We start from the raw sequence: 23179 nt of genomic DNA on the forward strand, positions 1-23179 counted from the left end.
CGCTGGTTTCTAGGTGCTTGGCAAAGCATCGCCCATCATTCCCATACCCTGCTCAATGTCCTGCGCTGTTGCTAACGCGGCCTTTTCTGCATCTCGCTCACGTAGCGCGGCAATAATGTCTTTGTGTCTGTCGGGCAGGCTTTGAGTGCCGAAGCGACCGCAAACGATGCGCAACGAAGGGCCGAATCGCAGCCATAGCCGTTCGGCTAGATCAACAAGTATCGGAGCGTCCGCATGGGAATACAGAGATTGGTGAAAGGCGTGGTTCAAACGCAGGTAACCCCCTACATCTCCATCCGCGATCATATTGTCCAATCGTTGATCCAGCTGCTCAAGATAGTCGATCTCGGTTATAGATATGTTCTTTGTGGATCGCCTGGAAAGCTCTGTTTCTATTGAAATTCTTGCAAAAATCATCTGCTCGATGTCGTTGGCTGAAAGCAGCGGGACGCTCACGCGACGATTGCCCTGAAAAATGAGCGCGCCGTCGGAAATCAGACGGCGTATCGCCTCGCGCACCGGAGTCATGCCGACACCAAGCGAATCAGTCAGTCCCTGGATCGTGACCGGCTGCCCGGGCACGAGATCGCCAAACAGAATCTGGGATTTCAGTGTCCGATAGACCTGTTCGTGCGCTGGGCGTTTTTCTTCATCTACCGGAGGTGTATCTGCTTTATTTTTGATCAAATCCAAAAGGTTTGCCCCAATCCAAGTGTTTCTGTCTTGCCAGAATCTTCACCTATTCCGACCATAGGTGAAACCGTCGTGAAACGCAAAACTTGATCAAATCCAAAAAAAGGTCAAAATGGCCGCACAGTTGCAGGGAGAAAAATATGAAACTGAAAACGCTGGGGATGACAGCGATCGTCGCATTGGGGACTTCGGCCGCGTTTGCTGAAGAAGTGCGCGTCTATAACTGGTCCGACTACATTGACGAAGATCTGCTGAGCAAATTCGAAGAAGAAACAGGGCTAACCCTGATCTACGATGTGTTCGACAGCAACGAGGTTCTGGAAACAAAAATGCTGGCCGGTGGGTCAGGCTATGATGTGGTTGTGCCTTCAGGCACGTTCCTACAACGCCAGATCCAGGCCGGCGCATTCCAGGAACTGGATGCCGCCAAGCTGTCGAATGCAGGCAACCTATGGGATGTGATCCAGGAACGAACTGCAGGGTATGACCCCAACAACGCCTACTCGATCAACTATATGTGGGGCACGACAGGTATCGGGTTGAATGTCGGCAAGGTCAAAGAAGTGCTGGGCGACGATGTTGCGCTTAACAGCATGGATCTGGTGCTCAAGCCCGAGAACATGGAAAAGCTGGCCTCGTGTGGGGTGCATTTCCTGGACGCACCGTCTGAGATCATTCCGATGGTGCTGCAGTATATCGGCGAAGACCCTGACAGCCACGACACAGACGTAATTGGGAAAACCGAAGAGATTCTGACCAGTGTGCGCCCGTATGTTCAGAAATTCCATAGTTCGGAATACATCAATGCGCTCGCCAATGGTGATATCTGCGTTGCTGTCGGCTGGTCGGGCGACATCTTGCAGGCACGCGACCGTGCGGCGGAAGCGGATAACGGCGTGGAAATTGAATACCATCCCTTTGCGGAAGGCTCGCTGATGTGGTTTGACCAGATGGCTATTCCGGTCGACGCACCAAACCCCGAAGGCGCGCACCAGTTCCTGAACTTTATCCTGGATGCCAACAACATGGCTGCGGCGTCGAACTATGTGTACTACGCCAACGGCAACAAGGCCTCGCAGGAGTTTCTTGAAGAGGACGTGATCGGTGATCCGGCGATCTATCCGGATGATGCGACCATGCAGAACCTCTACATCACCACACCTTATCCGGCAAAGACCCAGCGAGTGGTGACACGTCTCTGGACCAAAGTGAAATCAGGCACCTGATCTGATCATAGCGCAAGGCGGGCCCACTGCCTTGCGCCATTTTTATCCTGACCGATAAACGGGGGCCGCCTTGAATTCTGAAGTCTTTGCGCCGTGGGATGACCCGCAGGCGAAACCCTTGATCCAGTTCCAGAACGTCACCAAGCGTTTTGGCGCATTCACCGCAATCGACAATCTTTCATTGGATATCTACGAGCGTGAGTTCTTTGCGCTGCTCGGCCCGTCGGGCTGCGGCAAGACCACGATGATGCGGATGCTGGCCGGATTCGAAACCCCCTCCGATGGTCATATCCTTCTGGGTGGACAGGATATCGACCCGATCCCGCCCAACAAACGGGCGGTAAACATGATGTTTCAGTCGTATGCGCTGTTTCCTCATCTCAGCATCTGGGACAACATCGCCTTTGGCCTGCGCCGGGACAACATGCCCAAGCGCGATCTGGAAGAGCGGGTCGATGAGATGCTGCGCCTAACCCGGCTGGAACAGTTCGCACGCCGCAAGCCGCACCAGATCTCGGGTGGTCAACGCCAACGCGTTGCGCTGGCCCGGTCATTGGCCAAAGCACCAAAACTGCTATTGCTCGACGAACCTTTGGGTGCTTTGGATAAGAAACTCCGTCAGGATACTCAGTTCGAGTTGATGGACATTCAGGAAAAAACCGGCACGACCTTTGTCATCGTGACGCACGATCAAGAAGAGGCGATGACCGTTGCCAGCCGAGTGGCCGTGATGGATCAGGGCAAACTGATGCAAGTGGCAACTCCAGATCGCATCTATGAGACACCAAACTCGGTTTATGTTGCTGATTTCATTGGGGATGTAAATATCATTGAGGGACGAGCTACTGCAGTAGGCGACGAAAGTTATCAGATCGAGTGGGCAGAAGGGCAGCCCCCGTTAGCGGCGTCTTCTGCGACCCAACTGTCCAATGGTCAGAGCTGTCATCTGGCGATCCGGCCTGAAAAGGTCGCGATCTCTGCCGAGCGCCCGGTCGATGCAATCAACGCCATTCAGGGCAAGGTGCATGACATCGCCTATCTGGGCAACTTGTCGACCTATCATGTCGAACTGCCAAACGGCACGATCATCAAGGCGCAAACAGCGAATACCCGCCGCATCTCGCGCCGCTCGTTCACCTGGGAAGACCCGGTTTGGCTGTCCTGGACAGCGACTGCCGCAGTTCTGCTGGAAAACTGATGCGCCGCGCTGTTCTTATCGCTGTCCCGTATGTCTGGTTGCTGGCACTGTTCTTGGTGCCATTCTTTATCGTCCTAAAGATATCGCTTTCAGACACCGCACTTGCCATTCCGCCCTACACTCCGACGCTGGACCTGTCCGCAGGTTGGGCGGGTATCAGGGATTTCTTCAGCCAGCTTGATCTGGAAAACTTTGTCTGGCTGACTGAAGATGATCTTTATTGGAAGGCCTATCTGTCCAGCGTAAAGATCGCGCTGATCTCAACGGTGTTGACGCTGATTGTCGGGTATCCGATCGCATATGCGATGGCGCGCGCACCTGAAGAGTGGCGACCTACATTCATGATGCTGGTCATCCTGCCGTTCTGGACTTCGTTTCTGATCCGGGTCTACGCATGGATGGGTATCCTCAGCAACGAAGGCTATCTGAACCAATTGTTGCTGTGGACGGGCATCATCTCGACCCCGTTGACCATTCTGAACACGAATACCGCAGTTTATATCGGTATCGTTTATACCTACCTACCTTTTATGATCCTGCCGATTTATTCGTCGCTTGAACGGATGGACGGGTCGCTGATCGAAGCCGCCGAAGACCTTGGGTGTTCGCGACTGCAGGCATTCTGGTTGATCACAATCCCCTTGTCGCGCCCCGGTATTATCGCGGGCTGCTTCCTCGTGATGATTCCGGTGATTGGGGAATTCGTAATCCCCTCGCTACTGGGCGGATCGGGGACCTTGATGATCGGTAAGGTGCTGTGGGAAGAGTTCTTCTCGAACCGCGATTGGCCCGTCGCCAGCGCGGTGGCCGTGGTTCTGTTGCTCATCCTCGTGATCCCGATTGTGCTGTTCCAGCGCAACCAGCAAAAGCAGACGGAGGCAGAACAATGAACAGGCTGAGCTGGTTCAACACTGTCTCACTGACGCTGGGATTTGCCTTTCTGTATATCCCGATGATCATCCTGATCATCTTCAGCTTCAACGAAAGCAAGCTAGTCACTGTTTGGGCCGGTTTTTCGACCAAATGGTACGGCGAGTTGATGCAGAACGAAGCCTTTCTTGATGCAGCCTGGGTCACGCTGCGTGTGGCTGTGTTCTCGTCAACGTTGGCCACGATTCTGGGCACCGCAGCAGCTTACGTTCTGGTGCGCGGCGGACGGTTCTTTGGGCGCACGCTGTTTTCCGGGATGATCTATGCCCCGCTCGTGATGCCCGAAGTGATCACGGGTCTGTCGCTGCTGTTGTTGTTCATTGGCATCGGATTGGACCGGGGGATCTTGACCATCGTTCTGGCGCACACGACGTTTTCGATGTGTTTTGTCTCGGTCGTCGTATCCTCGCGTCTTGTGACCTTTGATCGGTCGTTGGAAGAGGCGGCGCTGGACCTGGGCTGCTCTCCGGCGCAGGCGTTTCGTCTGGTCACACTGCCAATCATCGCGCCTGCAGTGATTTCGGGATGGCTGCTGGCTTTCACCCTATCGCTGGATGACCTTGTGATTGCCTCGTTTACATCTGGACCTTCTGCCACCACGTTGCCGATCAAGATTTTCTCGGCTGTGCGTCTGGGGGTCAGTCCAGAGATCAACGCGCTGTCGACGTTAATGATCGCGGTTGTCACGGTGGGCGTTATTACCGCGTCCCTGGTGACCAAGCGGGCGATGGTTCGGCAGAAACAGGATGAGTTGGCCGCGGCAAGCGCTGAATGAGGCGTATATTTCCTGATTATGCCTACGGCCCCGCGCCACGCGCGGGGTGTTGGTGGGATGAGACGATCGCGACCCCTGCTTGGCCAAAGCTCGAAGACGATATCAGCGTTGACGTCGCCGTCATCGGGGGCGGGTTTACCGGCTTGTCCGCCGCATTGCATCTGTCCGAGGCAGGGGTTTCGGTCGCTGTGTTCGAGGCGGAAACACCGGGCTGGGGGGCGTCCGGTCGAAACGGGGGCTTTTGTTGTCTGGGCGGGTCAAAGCTCAGCAAGGCTGGTCTGACCCGTCGCTATGGTCAGGTGGCAACGCAGGCCTATTACCAAGCGGAAGAAGACGCCGTTTCACTGGTTGCTGACCTTCTGCGTGATAACCAAATCGACGCCGAAACGCATTCCAATGGTGAAACTCAACTGGCCCATTCACGGCGCGCGATGGAACGATTGCGCCGGTCGGCCGATCCGGCCGGACAATTGCACGAAATCGGCGAACTGAGGAGCCTTGGGTTGGGCGGTGCGTTTTTCGGCGGCTATACAACTCCGATTGGTTTTGCCCTGAACCCCCGAAAGTATCTGTTCGGCTTGGCAGGCGCTGCCCAGGCAAAGGGCGCAACTCTGTTCCAGAACAGCCCGATCACGCAGATCAAACAGGCCACCTTGGGATTCGTGCTGACCTCGCCTGCGGGTCACGTTCGTGCTTCGAACGTTCTGGTGTGCACAAATGGCTACTCAAGCGAGGATCTGCCGCCCTGGTTGGCCGCGCGTTATATGCCTGCACAGTCAACGGTTCTTGTGACGCGGCCTCTGACTGATGTCGAGCTGCAGGCGCAAGGCTGGACGTCGGATCAGATGGCCTATGACACGCGTAATTTGCTGCACTATTTCCGATTGATGCCCAATCGACGATTTCTGTTTGGGACACGAGGGGGGCTGCTTTCATCCCCTGGGGCTGAGGCGCGCATTCGGCAAAAGGCCTTCGGGGATTTCAGGCGGATGTTCCCCGCCTGGGACACGGTCGATGTCACACATAAGTGGTCCGGCATGGTTTGCCTTGCCCGGAACCTTGTGCCCTTTGTGGGCCCGGTTCCTGAGCATCCGGGGATGTATGCAGGGTTTGCTTACCACGGCAATGGTGTGGCGATGGGAACCTATTGTGGACGTGCTTTGGCGCGACTGGTGCTGGGGCAATCCGCAGACATTCCGTCCCCTATTGCGGGTGCGCCGGGGCGGTTTCCCTTTGGCCGTTGGCGTCGCGCTGTCATGCCGCCAGCCTATGCGTATCTGGGTCTGGCGGACCTATAAGGCCTCAACTTCCAACTCATACCCAATGGCATAATCAGCCGCACCGTTTTCGGCCCGCCAAAGACAATAAGCGGCCATGCGCCAGGCAAACCAAGGCCTCAATGACAGATAGCGTTCGGTGATATCGGGTTGGTCGTAGGCCTTAAGAAACAGCGTCTCTTCGGCCTCGGACAAGGGCGCGCCTCGATAGAGTTGCTGCATCGCAGGTGAAAGGAATATCGCCAAGTCTTCACATGGGTCACCGAAGGCCGGGCATTGCCAATCGATCAGCGTCAGCCCATTTTTCGATTGCAGGATGTTTCCCGCGACCGGATCGCCATGGATCAAGCACCGCGCGGATAATGGCGGTACTTGGGCCTGAGGTTTTTTTGCAAGCAACGATCGCCGCTCTTCCGCGTGGCAATCAGCCAGAATTTGACACGCGTGCTGTTCCAGATCTTCGCTGCCATTGCAGCCGTTAGGGAGGTCCAGATTGACCGGAATTTGGTGCAACCTTCCAAGCAGATGGGCCACGCCCGAAACATCGTCCTGCCAAGGGACGCCCGGAGCGTGGTCATAGTAGACCCAGCTGTCGTCTCCAAAGGAACCCGTGGCACGTAAATTGGGCACGAAGCCAAAGCTGTTGAGCGTGCGCAGACATTCTGACTCAAGCCGGGCATCGTTGCGAAACAAGGGGTTCTGAAACCGCGCACTGTATAGCTTAAGCACGGCATCACTATTGCCGGACAAAACCTTCCAGACATGATTGGTCCGCCCACCGTACAACACCTCGAAGGTCACGTCGTGGCGGATCAAACCTTGGGTGCTGAGCTGGGCAACAAGGCCCGGGGGAGGTTGGTGATGATCAGACAGGAGAGATACCGGGTTAGGGGGCGAGTCGCGATGCGCCAAGCTTTGGCCCGCCTTGCCTTCCAGATCAAGCGCCCGTGCGGATTTGCGTGACCATTTCGGCGGACACCTCTGCACCGCTCTCCAGTTTCAGGATGATGCCACCTTCGCTGACCTGTGCCTCTACCACCCGACCGAAGGCAGATGCGGGCGTGCTGGTTAGTAACTCACCTCTTTTGAAGCTCTCCAATGTGGCTGAGTAACTGCCAGCGGGAAAGGGATCACCGGCACTGCTGACCCCGGCCCACTCGAATTCGGCCTTATCGGTAGGCACAGGGATGCGATCGACAATGGTGCCCTGGTCGTTGCGGATGACCAACTCGGCCCGGTCGGCAGTGGGTTCGGCCTGAGCAAAAATCGGAACAGGCTGATTTACAAAGCGAAACGGTGCATCGGTTTTGACATTCATCCCAACCCAGCCGGTGAGCTGATTAAGATCGACTGCCCCCATTGTCAGCGCGAGACCAGACAGAAGCTCATTGGCTTTGACTTGTTGTTCGACCATCGAGAACTGCGCCAGCTGAGAGGCATATTCGGAGGAATCCAGAGGTTCAAGCGGATCCTGATTGCGCGCCTGCACGGTCAGCATGCGCAGAAAGGTCTCGAAATCTGACGTCAGTGCCGAGCGTTCCGAATTGTTGTTTGCGCCGGGATTTGCACCCGTTGCGGTCACTGAATTGGTCGCTGAAATCATCAATTAAAGCCTCATATCAAGGCCCCTTTCAGGGCCAGCCGAAAGTGTGGGTGCCTTATGGTCCGCGTCGCGAACCATTTCGACCGTTTCTGAGGAAGGGCCAGGCTCTGATGGGTCACCATGCTGGGACGAGTCCCCGGACATGCTAAGGTCAAGCGACAGATCCCCATAACCCAGCTTTTCGAACTCAGCCGACAGGATCGCAATGTGTCGCCGCATCAGGTCCAGTGTTTCAGGCCGTTCGGCCGCGATCGATAGATGAAACCCGTCTTCTCGACCGTTGAGCGAGATTGATACGCGCCCAAGCTCTTCGGGGTTCAGGGCTATTTCAACGCCACCGGTATTTGGTCGGGTCGAAATCGAAGCGGCCAGTTGCCCCGCAATCGTGCGTGCCGTTTCCGCGCGGGCTGCGGCGATGGGCATCGCTTGCGTCGTGTCGCGTATCGTGTGGCCCACCGCTGTGTCTTTGACAGCAAAGAGGTCATCAACTTCCGCGCTGATCGCCGTTTCAGCAATAGCATCGCCCGGAGCCCGGTCGAGATTCCAAGCTGTTGTCTGCGGTTTCAAGGCGGCAGAAATGACAGTTTGCCGGGTTATTCGAGCCTCTACAGGCTCAACTGCGCGTGCGACGAGTGGCACCTCTGGTTCGGGACTTGGCGGTTCCAGTTTCGAAAACGTATCCCCCAAAAAGCTAGCATTTAGCGCGTGTGAGGCCGGCCTATGGTGTAGATATCCATTTCCGCTAACATCAGGGATCGGAACTTGGGTTGGCGCTCGAAGCACGTTTGCGTCAGGCCTTGGGGCAGCCGCTTCGGGCGAGCCTGCATTTTGTCTTAGCGTTGAGTTTTCAGAGGCCAACTGCGAAATTTGCTGTACCGGGCTGGGCGGAGCGGCAACATGGTTCGTCTCACCGACGGCAAAATCTGCGTGGTGTTTCGGCGCATTTGCGACCTCTTGCGCAGCCACCTGCAGTTGGGCGGGCTCTAGTTCGTCGGTTTTGATTGTCTCAGTTGAATCTGCCGTAGAAACAGATGGAATTTCTGATTGTTTGGGTGGCAGGTTTGAATCAGCCACAAACGGATCAACATCCTTCAACTCGATTTGTTCGACATCCTCATTGAGCACTTCCTCAAAGGCAAACCCACCTTTGGTATCACGCTCTTTACCCTGAGATGCCCCCGGTTTGTCACCCGTGGCAGATGCAGGCGACATGATCGTCAGCGGGTTGGTCATTTTTCGCTCCGGGGTTTCTTTGATCTGGCCGGCACTGTGCCCACAGGAAGTTACGTTTATTTTAACCGCTTTCCCCTTTGATCGAGAAAGTTCATAGCAATTTTCGGAGAATCCGATGACGATTACATCTACCAGTGCGACCATGCATTCCGCCCAGATTCCACAGAAAATGAAAGCCGCCTCTGTTGAGCTGGAAGCCGCTTTTCTGGCTGAAATGCTCAAGTCTGCAGGCCTCGGCCAAACACGAAGTTCTTTTGGCGGTGGCGCAGGCGAAGATCAATTTGCTTCGTTTCTGGTGCAACAGCAGGCACAGCAAATGGCAAAGGCGGGTGGAATCGGCCTTTCCGAAATTTTGTTCAATGCAATGATGGAGAAGTTTGATGGATAAAGATCCGATTCAGGCACTGGAAGACCTTTTGGATCTGGAGCGCACGGCCCTGGTCCAGGGGGATTTGACCGATCTGGATCGATTGGTGCCTGAAAAAGAAAATTTGATCGGTGCAATAAATGATCTGCAGGTGTTGGAAAGCGATGATCTGATCCGGATCCAGAAGAAGGTCGTGCGCAACCAAGCCCTTTTGAACAGTGCGGCCGAGGGTATTCGGACTGTGGCGGACCGAATGGCGGAACTGAAACAGGTCCGACAGGAGTTCAGCACTTATGACGCCTCGGGGCAGCGTAGCGGGTTTGCTTTGCGATCGCGGGCAAAGCTGGAAAAACGGGCATAGCATCAGGTTTGATTCAAATCCGAGATTTCGGATTTGCCCGTCTTAGCACTCCGTTAGGAGATCGGGGTCAAATGTGGCGATGCACCTGAAACAACGGGTGGCGCGAAGGCCACAAGGCACGACGCACAGGTCAGAACGACAGAATGCCTGCCGGTTTGGTGGGTCCAACATGGGCGTCAAACGCGCCCGAACGCTAAGAGGATGACAAATATGTCCAGCATTCTGACGAACAATGGCGCAATGGTTGCGCTACAAACTCTCAAATCGGTCAACAAGAACCTCGCCCAGACGCAAAACGCGATCTCGACCGGCAAGGATGTGGCTACAGCCAAGGATAACTCGGCTGTCTGGGCCATCTCAAAGGTGATGGAATCAGACGTCAACGGCTTCAATGCGATCAAGGACAGCCTGGCCTTGGGTGAATCCACTGTCGCAGTTGCTCGAAACGCCTCAGAAACTGTGACGGATCTGCTGAACCAGATGAAAGGCAAGATCGTTGCGGCGCAGGAAGACAACGTTGATCGTGCTAAGATCAACACCGATGTGGCCGCGCTTAGGGATCAGATCGAATCGGTTGTCGGCGCTGCCCAGTTCAATGGCCTCAATCTGGTGAACGGTGGGGCTGGCGCAAGCATTCTGTCCTCTTTGGATCGAGACAATGCAGGCAACGTGACAGCGTCTTCCATTAGTGTATCGGCGCAAAACCTGTCGACAGGTGGTTACACTGCTGCCGACGTGTTCACTGGAACTGACGGGGTCACTGCGGATACGGCCGACGCATTCGGATTTTCGTTGGATGGAAACGGCGGAAGCGATGATGATGGAAGCATCGTGATCGCTGATCCGGGCACATTGTCCGCTGGTGATACTTTCACGGTCCGACTGGGCGACGATGTCGCGTCTTATACAGTCCGGGCTGAGGATATCGCCGCAGGCAACGCGCCCGAAGAGATCATCGCTGCGGGGCTAAAAGCTGCCATCGAAGCTTCGGATGCCAATGTTTCGGTCGTCTATGATCCGGGTACGAATGCTGCGCAACTCGATATCACCAACGAAGGGTCGGATTCGCTGCAGATCAGCGGTCAATATGCCAATGCGAACTCTGGCGGTCTAGGCGCTCTGGCCTCGATTGATGTGTCGACTTCTGCCGGCGCATCCGCAGCGCTTGGCGCGATCGAAGGCCTCATCGATACTGCGATTGATGCCTCGGCGGCTTTTGGTTCGGCGCAGGGTCGGATCGAGACCCAGAAAGAGTTCATCTCGAACCTGTCTGACTCGTTCAAATCCGGTATCGGCTCGTTGGTTGACGCTGACATGGAAGAAACCTCGGCGCGACTGCAAGCGTTGCAGGTCCAGCAACAGCTGGCAACCCAATCGCTATCGATCGCGAACCAGGCGCCACAGTCCATCCTGTCGCTGTTCCGCTAACTTTGGAACTGATCCGGGGCACGCACGCCGTGCCCCGGACTTAATCGCCCGCTGAAGGACAATTGGAAGGATTTCAAGTGACACCGCAAACGCTTGCTCACCGCGCTTATGCGCAATCTGCTGCACCGACGCGAACACCTCGGGATACAGAGTATGAGGCGATTTCCAGGATTACACATCGGTTGAAGGCTGCTTCCACGCGGAAAACGGCTGATTTCCGAGGGTTCGTTCAAGCCTTGCACGAAAATCGCCGCCTGTGGACTGTGCTGGCAACCGATGTGGCGGATGCGGATAACGGGCTGCCGAGCAATCTGCGGGCGCGGATTTTCTATTTGGCTGAGTTTACCGAACAACACAGCAGCCAGGTGCTGGCGAACAAGGCGACCGTTGAGCCGCTGCTTGAGATCAACATGGCCGTGTTGCGCGGGTTACGTCAAATGAGGGGCAACTGATGGGGGGTCTGGTCCTGAAACTTGCCCCAAAGGAACGGGTTCTGATCAATGGTGTTGTAATCGAAAACGGGGATCGACGCAGTCGGTTTTCGATCATGACACCTCAGGCAAATGTCCTGCGCCTGCGCGATGCCATTCACCCGGAAGAGGTCAACACGCCGGTACGCCGTGTCTGCTATGCCGCGCAGTTGGTTCTGTCAGGCGATACCGAACCTGAGCTGGCGCGCCAGCAACTTCTGCGGCGCGTGGAAGAGCTGAGCCAGGTTTTCACGGATGCCGACAGTCGCCGGGTCCTGGCCAACGCAACTGAAGCGTTGGTGGCAGAGCAATATTATAAGTGTTTGAAGGCTTTGCGTTCACTGTTGCCGCGCGAAGAACGTCTGATGGCATATCAGCAGTGACCTTTCAGCCGGTCATACCATCAAGTGGGCTAGTTGGCTGGCGCTTTTTGCAGCGTACTTATGATGCGCAGCTTCAAAGCTATTCCACCTCGGGGATCAACGAACGGGACTCAAGGTATTTTCTCGACAATATTGGCAAGGTCCAGACGGCCGAGGATCTGGTTTCGGACCGACGGTTGTTGCAGGTGGCTTTGGGTGCGTTTGGCTTGGAAGGTGATCTCGACAATCGGTATTTTGTCCAAAAAATCTTGTCCGATGGAACGCAGGCTGACGATGCGCTTGCGAACAGGCTGGCCGACGGCAGGTACCGTGATTTTGCCAATGCCTTTGGACTTGGTCCCGGCGATGTGCGCAAGACCGGATTGGTGGACGCCATGGAAAAGATCGCCGACGACAACTTGATTGCGCGATTTGAAATCTCGGTTGGTGAAGCAGATGAATCGATGCGTATCGCGTTGTACACCCAGCATGCATTGCGCGATCTGGCTGGCCAGGGTGGCAGTGAGGACAGACGGTGGTTTGATCTGATGGGGCTGCCCCCCTTGCGCAGTATGATGGAAACTGCATTGGGCCTGCCATCAGCATTTGCGCAACTGGATATCGACAAGCAGCTTGAGGTGTTCAAGGATCGGTTGCAGCGCGTTACGGGTTCATCCGATCTGGCGCAGTTCACTGAAAGTGAGGCAATCGAAAAGCTGACCGACACGTATCTGGCCCGCAATCAGATCAATCAAATCCAACAGACGATCTCACCTGCGCAGACGGCTCTGATCCTGCTGGGCGGTGGTTTTTGAACCATTGATGTCAACCAGACACGGTGTGTACGGTATCTCGCGCAAGGCCCTAGGTTGCCCGATCCGAGATAGTGGGTGGCACATTTTGAGGTTCAACTCTTGCGAAGTAAACTGTCAAATCAGGCATCGGCTGAGGTTTGCAGGGCAAATGATTTGATCGGTTGCGAGACGTTGTGCAGCTTGATCGCCCCTAAAGGGATCGCCTGTTTGCAAACAGGTTCGATATCTTGCGAGACAACAATTCTATGTCCGACGGTTTTGCCATATTCGCCCAATCTGGCAGCGACATTGGCGGCCTGACCGATCACGGTAAAGTCCAACCGTTCGCGCGAGCCCACATTGCCATAGGTGACGCGGCCATAGGCGACACCAATCGTGCAGTCGAAATCATGATCACTTCCGTCACTGCGCAATTCACCCAGTTTTTCGACGATCTCAGTTGCCGAAAGCTGCGCGCTGGATCGGGCTTTGGCGGCATCGTCACCCGCCGGGAAGACGGCAAGAACAGCGTCGCCGATGAATTTCAGAACTTCTCCGTCATGGTCGTGCACGATCCCTGAAACTGTCTCAAAAAACGCATTCAGTAGCTCGATATAGTCATCACGCCCCAGTTTTTCTTCCAATGCGGTTGAATTTCGAAGATCGCAAAACATGATCGCCGCATCTATGTCATCGCCATCACCGCGGCGAATCTCGCCCCCTAGAACGCGCGCACCGCTGCGCTTGCCTACATAGGTTTCCAGCAGAACCTGCGCGTTTTCGCGCTGCATGAAGACCTCGTAGAACCGCGCGATGACAGTAGAGCATTCAAAAACCAGACCCAGGTTCTCGGTCGTGAACCCATCGGGATGATCGCAAGTCAGGGTCAGGACATTCGTCCGCCCATCCGAGAAAGGCAGTGGCATGGCAACGTAATCGGTGGCCCCTTTTGCGCGCAGGTCTTCGATGATCGGAAAGCTGTTATGCGGATTGTCGTTGTTCAGGCGCTGGCGGACACCACCCAACCCGTTTGAAACGTGACGCAGAGGGCTATTGGTAAAGGCAGGGTGATCATGAATTTCATAGGTCGGAGTGTGGGTCGAAATCTCAGCCGAGTCTTTCTCCCAGATATAGTGTTTGCCTGCGATCAGCGGATGCAGCGACCAGACCAGAATGCTTAGGCGTTGAATAGCGATGCCATGTTCCAGCATTTTCTCGGCCAGCGCTTTTGTGAAGGCATCAGGAGTGTCAATTTCGGACGCACCGCGCATCAGCCAATCGATCAGGGGGCCGCTGATATTGCCATCGTCGGGTTGACGCAGTTGGTTGTCGCCGAGGTCGATCCGCGTCGCGGTATCCGGCATGAATCCAATATGGCCCTGAATGGCCGCGCTTTCAGGGAAGGCGTCTTCATAGGCCCAGATCGAGTTCGTAAGGCGCTCTTCCGGCAGGCTAATGTCGTGATAGGTTGCGGTACCCTTGAAGGGGCAGAACGTCTGCAATTCGGTCTCAGGGCTGAGTTCGACGCACAAGTCTTCGCGCGGAACATAGATCGCGGGAGGTAGCCGCGTTTCGTACATCACTTTGGCGTTGTGGCTTTCGGCCAGCAGTATATCACCACGGTAGATCGCGATCCGTCCCTGCAGCGGCTCAACTGATATCCCATAGCCTTTGACATTCGGTGTGGCATGGACGTTCATCTGCAACCTCCCTTGGCCAAGCCCTTATATCATGGGTCTTGAGGGCGAGAATTCCAAGATGCGCACGTAGATTTTACCGCAATGGCATCCTCAGACCATTTGAATAACGTCTTTCTCAATCGATAGCATATAGCCCTTCTTGGCGATGTTCTTCACCAGCAGCTCACTGACCATCTGATTTCCCAAGGCGTCGCGCAGGCGTTTGATCCGGGTTGCCCCGGCGGCCTCATCGCAATCTGCAGCGTTTCTGCCCGAGATCATCGCTTCGATCTGGGCACCCGACAGGACCTCGTCATCCAGCCGGGATTCAGCCAGAACCGAAAGCGTTTCCATCGCGGCGGGGGTCAACTTAAAATCCATGTTGTTGAGATAAACGGTATTCTCTTCACGGCTGATCAGCAGGGATGTTACCTGGATCCCCGTCCGCTCAATCTGGGCCATGCGGCGGTTCAGCAGAACCAGCATGACCAGAAAAACAAGCGCGGTGATCAGCATGGCGCTGGCAAAGACCAACAGCACGAAGATGACCATTCGATAGCTGGATAGCGTATCGGCAAAGGCGGTGCCCGATTGCGCCAGAATCTCGAGCAGACGGATTTCCGATTGCGAGGTCAGGTCAGCCTCGACAAACAGCCGTTCAACCCGCGCGTTGAAGGCATTTGCGTCCGGTAGCGTCCAGAACAGGAAAACCGCTGCAGTCACCAGGATCGCGACGATTGCCGCAATCCCCAGACCAACCAGCCGAACCCCCGAACGACGCGCCTCAGTAACGGAGATAGTATTTTCCGGCATTGGCCTTCCTTTGATCCAATCCACCCGCCTCGAAAACGGTCATCACGTTCAGCAGGGTCCAGCCGTTTGATTTCAGCCGCTTGGCGACTTCTTTCCGGGCCGAGCCTTTATCGCAGCTTGAGACCTGCATGACGCCATAGTGCAGGCGTAAGGGATTGTCCTGCTTGGCCTTGTAGTCGGCATAGCAATCTGCCGCGATGGCTTGCGACCCAACCGATATCAGGGCCGTCAGAGCCAGAGAAGAGAGGATCTGTTTCATGGGCTGCATCCTGCGCATGGGTTGGGTGGATATTCAATAACCTCAGGGGGTTTGTGGTGCTGATATTGAATAACAGTATGCCGTTATTGCTTGTCTGAACGGGGTGGTCGCAGTGTCAGGTTATCAATTCCGCGGTCGGTAACCGGCCTGCCCATTATCCGAAAGGACACGCATCATGCACCGGAAATTTATCGCTCTGATCATAGCAACCGCCGTCGCCATCACGGGGATCTCGGCGTCGCAGGCACGGGCGGCAGATACCCGAGATATTCTCGGCGGATTGGCTGCGATCGCGCTCATAGGTGCTGCGATCAACCACTATCATCAGGAGAAAAAGCGCGACGAAGAGGCAGAGCGCCGCAAGCGTCACAAGCAGGCTGAAGCCAAGGCGAAGAAGGCCAAGAAAAAACATGCTGTACGCCCGTTGCCAAAGCGCGTGGCCCGTTATGACCTACCACAGCGTTGCCTGCGCACGTTCAATGCCTATTCGAACAAGCGTCCGCTGCTTGGGCCGAATTGCCTGAAGAAGTACTATAAACATGCCGATAGCCTGCCACACCAATGCAAGGTTGGTTTCTGGAATGGTAAAAAGGTAAAACGGGCATACGAACCCGCCTGCCTGCGCCAGAAAGGATACCGTGTCGTTTACCAGTAACAGGTTTCGAGCAGGAGTGGCGCCATAGAAGCGCCGCGCGGGAGAGGGTGGCGCAAGCTGCCCTCTCTTTTTTCTTGCGAAGCGCTACGAAACGCGATTTGCCAAGGGTATGACGACACCTGATTATGAACTCGAACGGGCTTTGCTGGCACGCGGATATACCCGAATTGCCGGGGTGGATGAGGTTGGGCGCGGTCCGCTGGCCGGCCCGGTTGTAGCCGCAGCGGTTATTTTGAACCCGGATGACATTCCCGCTGGGTTGAACGATTCAAAAAAACTGACGGCCAAGCGTCGCGGCGGTTTGGATGAGATATTGCGCGACCGGGCAGAGGTCGCGGTGGCCGAAGCCACGGTTGCAGAGATCGATGAGCATAACATCCTGCGCGCCTCGCATCTGGCGATGGTACGCGCGGTAGCTGCGCTGGACCCGGCTCCGGATTTCTTGCTGATTGATGGCAACATGATCCCGCGCGGTATGAAATTACCCTCGCAGGCGGTGGTGAAGGGCGACGCACGGTCGGTGTCGATTTCGGCAGCGTCGATCATTGCAAAAATCTGGCGTGATCAGCTGATGGTGGATTTGGCGCAACAGCATCCCGGCTATGGGTGGGAGGCGAATGCCGGATATCCGACAAAACAGCACCGCGAGGCGTTGCAAAATCTTGGCGTGACCCCACACCATAGACGTTCGTTCAAACCGGTCCACAATATCTTGTATCAAGAGTAAATCGTAAGTCGCTGATTCAAAAAAGAAATTGACGGCGAATCATCTTTGACTCATCCTTGTCTCAACCAAATGAGCGCAAAAGCGCCGTGGAACTGAGGCAGTGATATGACCACAATCAAGACAAAGGGCGCAGCCGCGCTCCCTTTAAACACGATTCTATCCGGTGACTGCATCGAGGCGATGAACAGTCTGCCCGAGGCGTCGATTGACCTGATTTTTGCGGACCCCCCGTATAATTTACAGTTGAAAGGTCAATTGCACAGGCCCGATAATTCTCAGGTCGATGCGGTCGATGATCACTGGGATCAGTTCAGCAGCTTTGGGGCTTATGACCAGTTCACGCGGGAATGGTTGAAGGCTGCGCATCGTCTGCTGAAGCCCAATGGTGCGATCTGGGTGATTGGGTCTTATCACAACATTTTCCGCGTGGGTTCCGCCCTGCAGGATGCGGGTTATTGGATTCTGAACGACGTTGTGTGGCGTAAATCCAACCCGATGCCAAACTTCCGTGGCAAGCGGTTTACCAATGCGCATGAAACAATGATCTGGGCGTCCAAGCGCGAAGGGGCCAAATACACGTTTAACTACGAAGCACTGAAAGCGCTGAACGAAGGCGTGCAGATGCGCAGCGATTGGGTACTGCCGATCTGCACCGGGCATGAACGGCTCAAGGACGAAAACGGCGACAAGGCGCATCCGACACAGAAACCGGAATCACTGCTGCATCGTGTCCTGATTGGCTCGACCAATCCCGGTGACGTGGTGCTGGATCCGTTCTTTGGCACGGGCACCACAGGTGCTGTAGCGAAAATGCTGGGGCGTGAGTTCATTGGGATTGAGCGCGAAGAAAGTTATCGCAAGGTGGCTGAAAAGCGTATCTCAAAGGTCCGTAAGTTTGACCGCGAAGCGTTGGAAGTCAGCGCTAGCAAGCGCGCTGAGCCGCGCGTGCCCTTCGGCCAATTGGTCGAACGCGGTATGCTGCGCCCGGGTGAGGAACTGTATTCGATGAACCAACGCCATAAAGCCAAGGTCCGCGCCGACGGGACTCTGGTAGGGCAGAACGTCAAAGGTTCGATCCATCAGGTTGGCGCGCATCTGGAAAATGCACCGTCTTGTAACGGCTGGACCTATTGGTGCTTCAAACGCGATGGCAAAACCGTGCCCATCGACGTGTTGCGTCAGCAGATCAGGGCCGAATTGCATAGCTGAATACCGCCGGTGCCTGTGGCCTGACACAAGGCACTACGCCTTGCCCCGCCGTTACCGGCGGGGTCTTTTGTTTTTGCCTGTGAGATGATTGCATAGGGCAGCCCCTGACAGCCCTTTTGGGAGATAAAGGCAATGACCGAGACCACCGCCAGTCAATCCCGCCTCAGCCGGTTCTTTGTTACGCAACCGGACAACTTCGATCTGGACAACAAATATACCGAGGCAGCACTGGAACGACACAAGCGAGAGGGGCTTGAACTGGCTGTTCGTGCACGGTGGATCGCGATGGCGTTGACCGGGCTGTTGCTGATCTATCTGAATCCCCAGTGGGAGGTCCTATGGTACCATTTCATCCTGCTTCTGATCTGCGCCAATGGTTGGCTGATCCAACGCGCGGGTCGTGTGGGGCAATCACGGACCGAGTTGCTTTTGATCTTCGTCGATCTGCTGATCATGACGCTGGGGATGATTGTGCCAAACCCGTTCAGCGACGATGTGCGACCACTGGCGATGCAGTATCGGTTCGACAATTTTCAATATTTCTTCATTATCCTAGCAGCAGGGACGCTTGCCTATTCCTGGCGCACTGTCATTGCGATCGGTTCGTGGACGGCGATGATGTGGACGGCTGGATGGGTGATCGCTTGGTGGGTCGCCACCCCGATCCCCGGGATTAGCGAGCGTGTGGCCGAGGCTTTGTCAGGCTACCCGGATGTGGCCGAGTTCATGGATCCCAACAGTTTCATGCCAACCCTACGCATCCAGCAGGTGATCGTTTTTGTCATGGTCGCAGTGACGCTTGGGGTGTCGATGCGCCGCCTCAATCGCTTGCTGATGTCCAATGCTGGGCTTGAACGTGAACGCGCGAATCTGTCTCGATACTTTTCGCCGAATGTGGTGGATGAGCTGAGCCAGAACGACGAACCTCTGAAGCAGGTCCGCAAAGAGGATATCGCGGTTCTATTTATCGACATCGTTGGCTTCACCAAGTTCTCGGCTGGCCGTGATCCATATGAGGTTATTGAAGTTTTGCGTGGTTTCCACGCCCGAATGGAGACCGAGGTGTTTCGCCATCACGGAACACTCGACAAATACTTGGGCGATGGGCTGATGGCCACGTTTGGAACCCCCGTACCCGGAGAGCTGGATGCAAGCAATGCGCTGGCATGCGCGCGGTCCATGGTCGAGATGATCGACCGTTGGAATTTGGAGCGCAAGCGCGCGGGTGAGCCAGAGATTCGGATCGGGGTCGGGGTTCATTATGGCTCGGTCGTACTGGGGGATATCGGTGCAAACCGGCTGGAATTTGCAGTGATCGGCGATGCGGTGAATGTTGCTGCGAAGCTAGAGGCCCTGACGCGCGATTTTCAAGCGCGCATCATTGTCAGCGATGCATTGCGGTCTCAGGCTCTAAGCGAGACGCCAAATGCGCAAGACATGATGACCGGGTTTGCACAGCACTCGGACCAGCCTGTTCGCGGTGTTACAGCCCCGATGGATGTCTGGGTGCTGTAGCAACCAGGGCTCCCGCCTGTCAGCACCGGATCAAAGATGTGATCCTTCCCGTTGGGCCGGGCAGCGCGCTGGTGCGCGCTGCAGTCAGGTGCGAGGGGCAGGGTTGTGCGCTTTGTTGTAAGGCTTCCAGTTGGTGATTTCGGGATAGTATTGACGCCGCCAAGCGCGGACCCTCGGATTCATGATACGCCGCCACAAGGGCGGGATCATCGCGGCAAGGGTCATGACCGGATATCCATGAGGCAGTTGCGGCGCTGCGTCCTGCGTATGGTGTTGCAGCAATGGAAAGCGCCGGTTTGGCTTGTAGTGGTGGTCCGAGTGGCGTTGCAAGTTTATCAACAACCAATTCGAGGCCTTTTGTGACGCGTTCCAGGAATGGCGCGGGTGCACATGCTCATATTTGCCATCGCCCAGATATTTGCGCGTCAGCCCGTAGTGCTCGACATAGTTAACAAGTTCAAGCTGCCAGATCGCGGTACCGGCCTGTACCAAAAACAGGCCTAGCCCTGCCCATCCGCCGATCAGAAATGCTAGCAGCAGCATGGCTCCTTGCAGGCTCCAATAGCGCCAGAACGGGTTTGCCGGGTCGGTCCACGGGCGGTCTTTGCGGGCCAGTTTTTCCCGCTCGGCGCGAAAGGCTGAGATGAGGCTTTGGCGCAGAACGCGCGGATAGAACCGGTGGAAACCTTCATTGTAGCGAGCGGTTACCGGATCGCGCGGAGTTCCGACGTAGCGGTGGTGAACCAGCAGGTGCTCGGACCGGAAATGGGAATAAAGGACCATCGACAACAGGAAATCGCCCAGCCAGCGTTCCAGTTTGCCTTTCTGATGCATCAGCTCGTGGCTGTAGTTGATCCCGATCGTTCCGGAAAGGACGCCCATGCCGAAGAACACGCCGATTTTTTCGACCGAGCTCATATCTACGGCTCGGGTAGTGTACCAGATCAGCCCATAGAGCGTGAGGAATTGCACAGGCGCCCAGGCTTTGGTCAGCCAGATATACCATTGCAGCCCCGTATCTGGCGTATCCGGGTCGGCGTTTTCAAGGTTTAGGCCGGTCAGCCGGTCAAGCACCGCAAAGACCCACCATGTCGAAAGCGGTACCAGCAGGACCCACCATCCGCCTGCCGTGGTGGTCATCCAGATCAGTGGGATCAGGAGATATGAGACCCAAAAGGGAAGGGCGGATTGCCAGCGGGACAGGGTGTCAGATGCGATCATGTTGAGGCTCCGAAACGTTGGCGGCACCGTAGACCGCGCACTGGGCTTTGCCCAGCAGTCTATTGGCCGCGCCAGAGGTCAAAAGCCTTGCGCATAACAGTGGGCAGGTCGCTGGGCCTGAATTGGTGTTTGTCCATGACAGTCAGACCGTTCGGATCGCAACCGTCTGGCAATTCGGTTGTCCAAATACGCAGGATCAGGTGAAAGTGGGTGAAGGTGTGTCTCACTTCACCGGGGATTTCGTGCCATCGCGCCGGGAACGGAGGGCTTTCCTGCGGTGTTTCGGACCAGTCCGAGCCAGGCCAGCCCAGCATTCCGCCCAGCAGACCCTTGTCGGGGCGGCGTTCCAACAGCAGAGCACCATCGCCGCGTTGGGCGATGTAGATGTGGCCCAGCCGGGTGGGTTTGGGCTTCTTGGGCGTTTTTTGCGGCAGTTCCATCTGCGTCCCCGCCTTCCGCGCCAGACAGGCCGCATGCAGGGGGCAAATGCCGCAGGTCGGAGATTTTGGAGTACAGATCGTTGCACCCAAATCCATGACAGCCTGCGCGTAATCTCCGGGTCGGTGCTGCGGGGTCAATGCCGCGGCTTTTTTCTTTAACAGGGGTTTTGAGGCGGGCAGGGGTTCGTGAATATCATAGAGCCTTGCCATGACCCGTTCGACATTGCCGTCCAGGACAGTTTCTGGTCGATCAAATGCGATGGCTGCTATGGCCGCCGCCGTATAGGGGCCAACGCCCGGCAGTTCCAGTAGTGCATCGTAATTGTCGGGAAACTGCCCGTTATGCGCGGACGCAACCACCCGCGCGCATTTCAGAAGGTTGCGGGCGCGGGCGTAGTAGCCCAGGCCAGCCCATTCCCCCATGACCTGATCATCTTGCGCATTGGCAAGGGCTTCGACGGTTGGCCAGCGCGTGGTGAAACGAACAAAATAGTCGCGAACAGCGGCAACGGTCGTTTGTTGCAGCATCACTTCGGATAGCCAGACGCGGTAGGGGTCTGGTGCTACGCCTGCGGCACGCGCTGCCGGGCCAATACGCCAAGGCATTTCACGTGCGTGGCGGTCGTACCAATCCAGCAGCGTATCGCTCAGGTCAGATTCGGTGCAGTCACGCAAGTTTTATGTAACTCTCTGTCGGGTTTCACTGGCGTCCGGGTATCAGCCTATTACAATAGCGACGCAGGAGTTGGAAACCAGATGCAACGCAGACGTTCCTCGACCCGCGGGTTCAAGCGCACCGCCACTTTGCTGAACGACCGGATCAGGCAGGCCGGGGAAAGCCGGGGATTTGCCGTCTCGCGCCTTTTGACCCATTGGGCCGAGATTGTGGGCCAGGACATCGCGTCGATCGCCCGGCCGGTGAATGTGGGATACGCCAAGGGTGGCTTTGGCGCGACGCTGACGGTGCTGACCACCGGGCCGCAGGCGCCAATGCTGGAGATGCAGAAAGAACAGCTGCGCGACAAAGTGAATGCGGTCTATGGTTACAACGCGATCAATCGGGTGCGTATCACCCAGACCGCGCCTACCGGATTTGCTGAGGGGCAGGCGAGTTTCGATCACAAACCGAAACAGACGAAACCGGTTGTTTCACCAGAAATCGCAGCTGAGGCCGACAATGTGTCGCGCGCGGTTGATGATGAAGATTTGCGCGCGGCCCTTGAACGTTTGGGCCGCAACGTTTTATCCAGACAGAAACGCTAAGAAAGGGCTGATGAATGAGCCGGATTGCAACCGTAATATGTGCGGCTGTCGCCGTGGCCGCTGGCGGCTATTGGCTGACAACGTCGAGTAACACGATCCCTTCGAACCCGCTTGTTGGTGCTGCTGAGGCGCAAGAGGCGGATTTGGACACCTCGACCATCGTCGAGATGGTGCAGGGGGCCGAAGACGCGCCAGTCGAGATCATCGAATATGCATCGTACACCTGCCCGCACTGCGCGAATTTCCATCAGGGCGCGTACAAGCAGCTCAAAAAGGACTTCATCGATACCGGCAAGGTAAAGTTCACTTACCGCGAGGTGTATTTCGACCGCTATGGCCTGTGGGCCTCGATGGTCGCGCGCTGTGCAGGACCTGACAAGTTCTTTGGCATCACCGACCTGCTGTATGAAGGCCAGTCGGAATGGACCCGTGCCGGAGGTCCTGCCGAAATCGTTGATGAACTGCGCAAGATCGGGCGTCTCGCTGGCATAGACAATGATCAGCTTGAGGCTTGCCTGCAGGACGGTACCCGCGCGCAGACACTGGTGGCCTGGTATCAGGAAAATGCCGAACGCGATGGAATTCAGGCGACGCCTACTTTCGTCGTGAATGGGAAGAAGGTTGAAAATCAGCCGTATGACGACTTCAAGACGCTGATCGAAGCCGAGCTTGGCAGCTAAA

The 23179-nt window shown here is 56.1% G+C and carries 26 protein-coding genes; 17 read left to right on the plus strand and 9 right to left on the minus strand.

The window, feature by feature from the left end; all coding sequences use genetic code 11:
• Window positions 1-9: 9 nt before the first annotated feature.
• Window positions 10-693, minus strand: coding sequence for a GntR family transcriptional regulator (locus ACR0MP_RS16960; protein ID WP_170406782.1), 684 nt, complete (start codon window positions 691-693; stop codon window positions 10-12).
• A gap of 140 nt (window positions 694-833) precedes the next feature.
• Between ACR0MP_RS16960 and ACR0MP_RS16965 the strand changes: the two genes are divergently transcribed.
• The 5 genes from ACR0MP_RS16965 to ACR0MP_RS16985 all read left to right on the plus strand — a co-directional run bounded on the left by ACR0MP_RS16965 (window position 834) and on the right by ACR0MP_RS16985 (window position 6120).
• Window positions 834-1919 carry a polyamine ABC transporter substrate-binding protein gene (locus tag ACR0MP_RS16965; protein ID WP_170398992.1) on the plus strand — a complete coding sequence of 362 codons (1086 nt, stop codon included), beginning with the start codon at window positions 834-836 and terminating at the stop codon, window positions 1917-1919.
• Between the two features lie 70 nt (window positions 1920-1989).
• Complete coding sequence (locus ACR0MP_RS16970; protein WP_170736236.1) at window positions 1990-3117, plus strand: ABC transporter ATP-binding protein; 1128 nt, start codon at window positions 1990-1992, stop codon at window positions 3115-3117.
• Window positions 3117-4007 (plus strand): ABC transporter permease subunit, encoded by an 891-nt coding sequence (locus tag ACR0MP_RS16975; protein ID WP_170508943.1) that lies wholly within the window; start codon window positions 3117-3119, stop codon window positions 4005-4007. Before ACR0MP_RS16970 ends, ACR0MP_RS16975 begins: the two co-directional genes overlap by 1 nt.
• Window positions 4004-4822, plus strand: coding sequence for an ABC transporter permease (locus tag ACR0MP_RS16980; RefSeq protein WP_170398984.1), 819 nt, complete (start codon window positions 4004-4006; stop codon window positions 4820-4822). Before ACR0MP_RS16975 ends, ACR0MP_RS16980 begins: the two co-directional genes overlap by 4 nt.
• Complete coding sequence (locus ACR0MP_RS16985) at window positions 4819-6120, plus strand: NAD(P)/FAD-dependent oxidoreductase (protein WP_480887414.1); 1302 nt, start codon at window positions 4819-4821, stop codon at window positions 6118-6120. The genes ACR0MP_RS16980 and ACR0MP_RS16985 overlap by 4 nt, the downstream gene beginning before the upstream one ends.
• On the opposite strand, the gene ACR0MP_RS16990 is transcribed toward ACR0MP_RS16985, so the two are convergent.
• The 3 genes from ACR0MP_RS16990 to ACR0MP_RS17000 are packed head-to-tail and all read right to left on the minus strand — an operon-like array spanning window position 6115 to window position 8935.
• Window positions 6115-7086 (minus strand): phosphotransferase family protein, encoded by a 972-nt coding sequence (locus ACR0MP_RS16990; RefSeq protein WP_480454439.1) that lies wholly within the window; start codon window positions 7084-7086, stop codon window positions 6115-6117. The genes ACR0MP_RS16985 and ACR0MP_RS16990 overlap by 6 nt on opposite strands.
• A complete protein-coding gene (locus tag ACR0MP_RS16995; protein ID WP_170562275.1) occupies window positions 7037-7702 on the minus strand; it encodes a flagellar hook capping FlgD N-terminal domain-containing protein in 666 nt (221 codons plus the stop codon). The genes ACR0MP_RS16990 and ACR0MP_RS16995 overlap by 50 nt, the downstream gene beginning before the upstream one ends.
• A gap of 3 nt (window positions 7703-7705) precedes the next feature.
• The gene (locus ACR0MP_RS17000) at window positions 7706-8935 is read right to left on the minus strand and encodes a flagellar hook-length control protein FliK (protein WP_480760493.1); all 1230 of its coding nucleotides are present in this window, start codon (window positions 8933-8935) and stop codon (window positions 7706-7708) included.
• Window positions 8936-9077: 142 nt separating this feature from the next.
• Here ACR0MP_RS17000 and ACR0MP_RS17005 point away from each other — a divergent pair, with 142 nt between their 5' ends.
• The 6 genes from ACR0MP_RS17005 (at window position 9078) to ACR0MP_RS17030 (ending at window position 12738) form a co-directional block, all read left to right on the plus strand.
• A complete protein-coding gene (locus ACR0MP_RS17005; RefSeq protein ID WP_480887409.1) occupies window positions 9078-9323 on the plus strand; it encodes a rod-binding protein in 246 nt (81 codons plus the stop codon).
• Window positions 9316-9663, plus strand: coding sequence for a flagellar biosynthesis protein FlgN (locus ACR0MP_RS17010; protein ID WP_170406760.1), 348 nt, complete (start codon window positions 9316-9318; stop codon window positions 9661-9663). Before ACR0MP_RS17005 ends, ACR0MP_RS17010 begins: the two co-directional genes overlap by 8 nt.
• A 210-nt stretch (window positions 9664-9873) precedes the next feature.
• Window positions 9874-11091, plus strand: a complete 1218-nt coding sequence (locus ACR0MP_RS17015; RefSeq protein ID WP_170406757.1) for a flagellin N-terminal helical domain-containing protein — start codon at window positions 9874-9876, stop codon at window positions 11089-11091.
• Between the two features lie 77 nt (window positions 11092-11168).
• The gene (flaF, locus tag ACR0MP_RS17020) at window positions 11169-11543 is read left to right on the plus strand and encodes a flagellar biosynthesis regulator FlaF (RefSeq protein ID WP_170425892.1); all 375 of its coding nucleotides are present in this window, start codon (window positions 11169-11171) and stop codon (window positions 11541-11543) included.
• Window positions 11543-11944 (plus strand): flagellar biosynthesis repressor FlbT, encoded by a 402-nt coding sequence (gene flbT, locus ACR0MP_RS17025; RefSeq protein WP_480567944.1) that lies wholly within the window; start codon window positions 11543-11545, stop codon window positions 11942-11944. Before flaF ends, flbT begins: the two co-directional genes overlap by 1 nt.
• 47 nt (window positions 11945-11991) lie before the next feature.
• Window positions 11992-12738: a DUF1217 domain-containing protein gene (locus ACR0MP_RS17030; RefSeq protein ID WP_480893841.1), complete on the plus strand. Its 747-nt coding sequence runs from the start codon at window positions 11992-11994 to the stop codon at window positions 12736-12738.
• Between the two features lie 119 nt (window positions 12739-12857).
• Here ACR0MP_RS17030 and ACR0MP_RS17035 read toward each other — a convergent pair whose 3' ends face one another.
• The 3 genes from ACR0MP_RS17035 to ACR0MP_RS17045 form a co-directional block, all read right to left on the minus strand.
• Window positions 12858-14417, minus strand: coding sequence for a DUF427 domain-containing protein (locus tag ACR0MP_RS17035; protein WP_480887407.1), 1560 nt, complete (start codon window positions 14415-14417; stop codon window positions 12858-12860).
• Between the two features lie 90 nt (window positions 14418-14507).
• A complete protein-coding gene (locus tag ACR0MP_RS17040) occupies window positions 14508-15209 on the minus strand; it encodes a winged helix-turn-helix domain-containing protein (RefSeq protein WP_170398951.1) in 702 nt (233 codons plus the stop codon).
• Window positions 15181-15468, minus strand: coding sequence for a hypothetical protein (locus ACR0MP_RS17045; protein ID WP_170398948.1), 288 nt, complete (start codon window positions 15466-15468; stop codon window positions 15181-15183). The genes ACR0MP_RS17040 and ACR0MP_RS17045 overlap by 29 nt, the downstream gene beginning before the upstream one ends.
• A 175-nt stretch (window positions 15469-15643) precedes the next feature.
• Here ACR0MP_RS17045 and ACR0MP_RS17050 point away from each other — a divergent pair, with 175 nt between their 5' ends.
• The 4 genes from ACR0MP_RS17050 to ACR0MP_RS17065 all read left to right on the plus strand — a co-directional run bounded on the left by ACR0MP_RS17050 (window position 15644) and on the right by ACR0MP_RS17065 (window position 19574).
• Window positions 15644-16123: a hypothetical protein gene (locus ACR0MP_RS17050; protein WP_170406746.1), complete on the plus strand. Its 480-nt coding sequence runs from the start codon at window positions 15644-15646 to the stop codon at window positions 16121-16123.
• Window positions 16124-16232: 109 nt separating this feature from the next.
• On the plus strand, window positions 16233-16850 hold the full coding sequence (locus ACR0MP_RS17055; protein WP_170406743.1) for a ribonuclease HII: 618 nt from the start codon (window positions 16233-16235) through the stop codon (window positions 16848-16850).
• Window positions 16851-16955: 105 nt separating this feature from the next.
• Entirely contained in the window at window positions 16956-18059 is a 1104-nt protein-coding gene (locus ACR0MP_RS17060) for a DNA methyltransferase (RefSeq protein ID WP_480887406.1), read from the plus strand.
• Between the two features lie 132 nt (window positions 18060-18191).
• Window positions 18192-19574 carry an adenylate/guanylate cyclase domain-containing protein gene (locus ACR0MP_RS17065; protein ID WP_170398937.1) on the plus strand — a complete coding sequence of 461 codons (1383 nt, stop codon included), beginning with the start codon at window positions 18192-18194 and terminating at the stop codon, window positions 19572-19574.
• 84 nt (window positions 19575-19658) lie between these two features.
• Here the strand turns inward: ACR0MP_RS17065 and ACR0MP_RS17070 are convergent, their stop codons facing one another.
• Window positions 19659-20795 (minus strand): alkane 1-monooxygenase, encoded by a 1137-nt coding sequence (locus tag ACR0MP_RS17070; protein WP_480887404.1) that lies wholly within the window; start codon window positions 20793-20795, stop codon window positions 19659-19661.
• Window positions 20796-20854: 59 nt separating this feature from the next.
• Window positions 20855-21910, minus strand: a complete 1056-nt coding sequence (gene mutY / locus ACR0MP_RS17075) for an A/G-specific adenine glycosylase (RefSeq protein WP_480887402.1) — start codon at window positions 21908-21910, stop codon at window positions 20855-20857.
• An 81-nt stretch (window positions 21911-21991) separates the two neighbouring features.
• Between mutY and ACR0MP_RS17080 the strand changes: the two genes are divergently transcribed.
• On the plus strand, window positions 21992-22498 hold the full coding sequence (locus tag ACR0MP_RS17080) for a DUF721 domain-containing protein (protein ID WP_170398930.1): 507 nt from the start codon (window positions 21992-21994) through the stop codon (window positions 22496-22498).
• Between the two features lie 14 nt (window positions 22499-22512).
• The gene (locus tag ACR0MP_RS17085) at window positions 22513-23178 is read left to right on the plus strand and encodes a DsbA family protein (protein ID WP_170406731.1); all 666 of its coding nucleotides are present in this window, start codon (window positions 22513-22515) and stop codon (window positions 23176-23178) included.
• Window position 23179 lies beyond the last annotated feature (1 nt).

This window comes from Ruegeria sp. K3, from assembly GCF_056531845.1.

Coding starts and splice junctions, on each gene's coding strand:
- ACR0MP_RS16965 (WP_170398992.1), top strand. CDS start 834: ATGAAACTGAAAACGCTGGGGATGACAGCGATCGTCGCATTGGGGACT.
- ACR0MP_RS16975 (WP_170508943.1), top strand. CDS start 3,117: ATGCGCCGCGCTGTTCTTATCGCTGTCCCGTATGTCTGGTTGCTGGCA.
- ACR0MP_RS16980 (WP_170398984.1), top strand. CDS start 4,004: ATGAACAGGCTGAGCTGGTTCAACACTGTCTCACTGACGCTGGGATTT.
- ACR0MP_RS16985 (WP_480887414.1), top strand. CDS start 4,819: ATGAGGCGTATATTTCCTGATTATGCCTACGGCCCCGCGCCACGCGCG.
- ACR0MP_RS16995 (WP_170562275.1), bottom strand. CDS start 7,702: ATGATTTCAGCGACCAATTCAGTGACCGCAACGGGTGCAAATCCCGGC.
- ACR0MP_RS17000 (WP_480760493.1), bottom strand. CDS start 8,935: ATGACCAACCCGCTGACGATCATGTCGCCTGCATCTGCCACGGGTGAC.
- ACR0MP_RS17005 (WP_480887409.1), top strand. CDS start 9,078: ATGCATTCCGCCCAGATTCCACAGAAAATGAAAGCCGCCTCTGTTGAG.
- ACR0MP_RS17010 (WP_170406760.1), top strand. CDS start 9,316: ATGGATAAAGATCCGATTCAGGCACTGGAAGACCTTTTGGATCTGGAG.
- ACR0MP_RS17015 (WP_170406757.1), top strand. CDS start 9,874: ATGTCCAGCATTCTGACGAACAATGGCGCAATGGTTGCGCTACAAACT.
- flbT (WP_480567944.1), top strand. CDS start 11,543: ATGGGGGGTCTGGTCCTGAAACTTGCCCCAAAGGAACGGGTTCTGATC.
- ACR0MP_RS17035 (WP_480887407.1), bottom strand. CDS start 14,417: ATGAACGTCCATGCCACACCGAATGTCAAAGGCTATGGGATATCAGTT.
- ACR0MP_RS17040 (WP_170398951.1), bottom strand. CDS start 15,209: ATGCCGGAAAATACTATCTCCGTTACTGAGGCGCGTCGTTCGGGGGTT.
- ACR0MP_RS17045 (WP_170398948.1), bottom strand. CDS start 15,468: ATGAAACAGATCCTCTCTTCTCTGGCTCTGACGGCCCTGATATCGGTT.
- ACR0MP_RS17050 (WP_170406746.1), top strand. CDS start 15,644: ATGCACCGGAAATTTATCGCTCTGATCATAGCAACCGCCGTCGCCATC.
- ACR0MP_RS17055 (WP_170406743.1), top strand. CDS start 16,233: ATGACGACACCTGATTATGAACTCGAACGGGCTTTGCTGGCACGCGGA.
- ACR0MP_RS17060 (WP_480887406.1), top strand. CDS start 16,956: ATGACCACAATCAAGACAAAGGGCGCAGCCGCGCTCCCTTTAAACACG.
- ACR0MP_RS17065 (WP_170398937.1), top strand. CDS start 18,192: ATGACCGAGACCACCGCCAGTCAATCCCGCCTCAGCCGGTTCTTTGTT.
- ACR0MP_RS17070 (WP_480887404.1), bottom strand. CDS start 20,795: ATGATCGCATCTGACACCCTGTCCCGCTGGCAATCCGCCCTTCCCTTT.
- ACR0MP_RS17080 (WP_170398930.1), top strand. CDS start 21,992: ATGCAACGCAGACGTTCCTCGACCCGCGGGTTCAAGCGCACCGCCACT.
- ACR0MP_RS17085 (WP_170406731.1), top strand. CDS start 22,513: ATGAGCCGGATTGCAACCGTAATATGTGCGGCTGTCGCCGTGGCCGCT.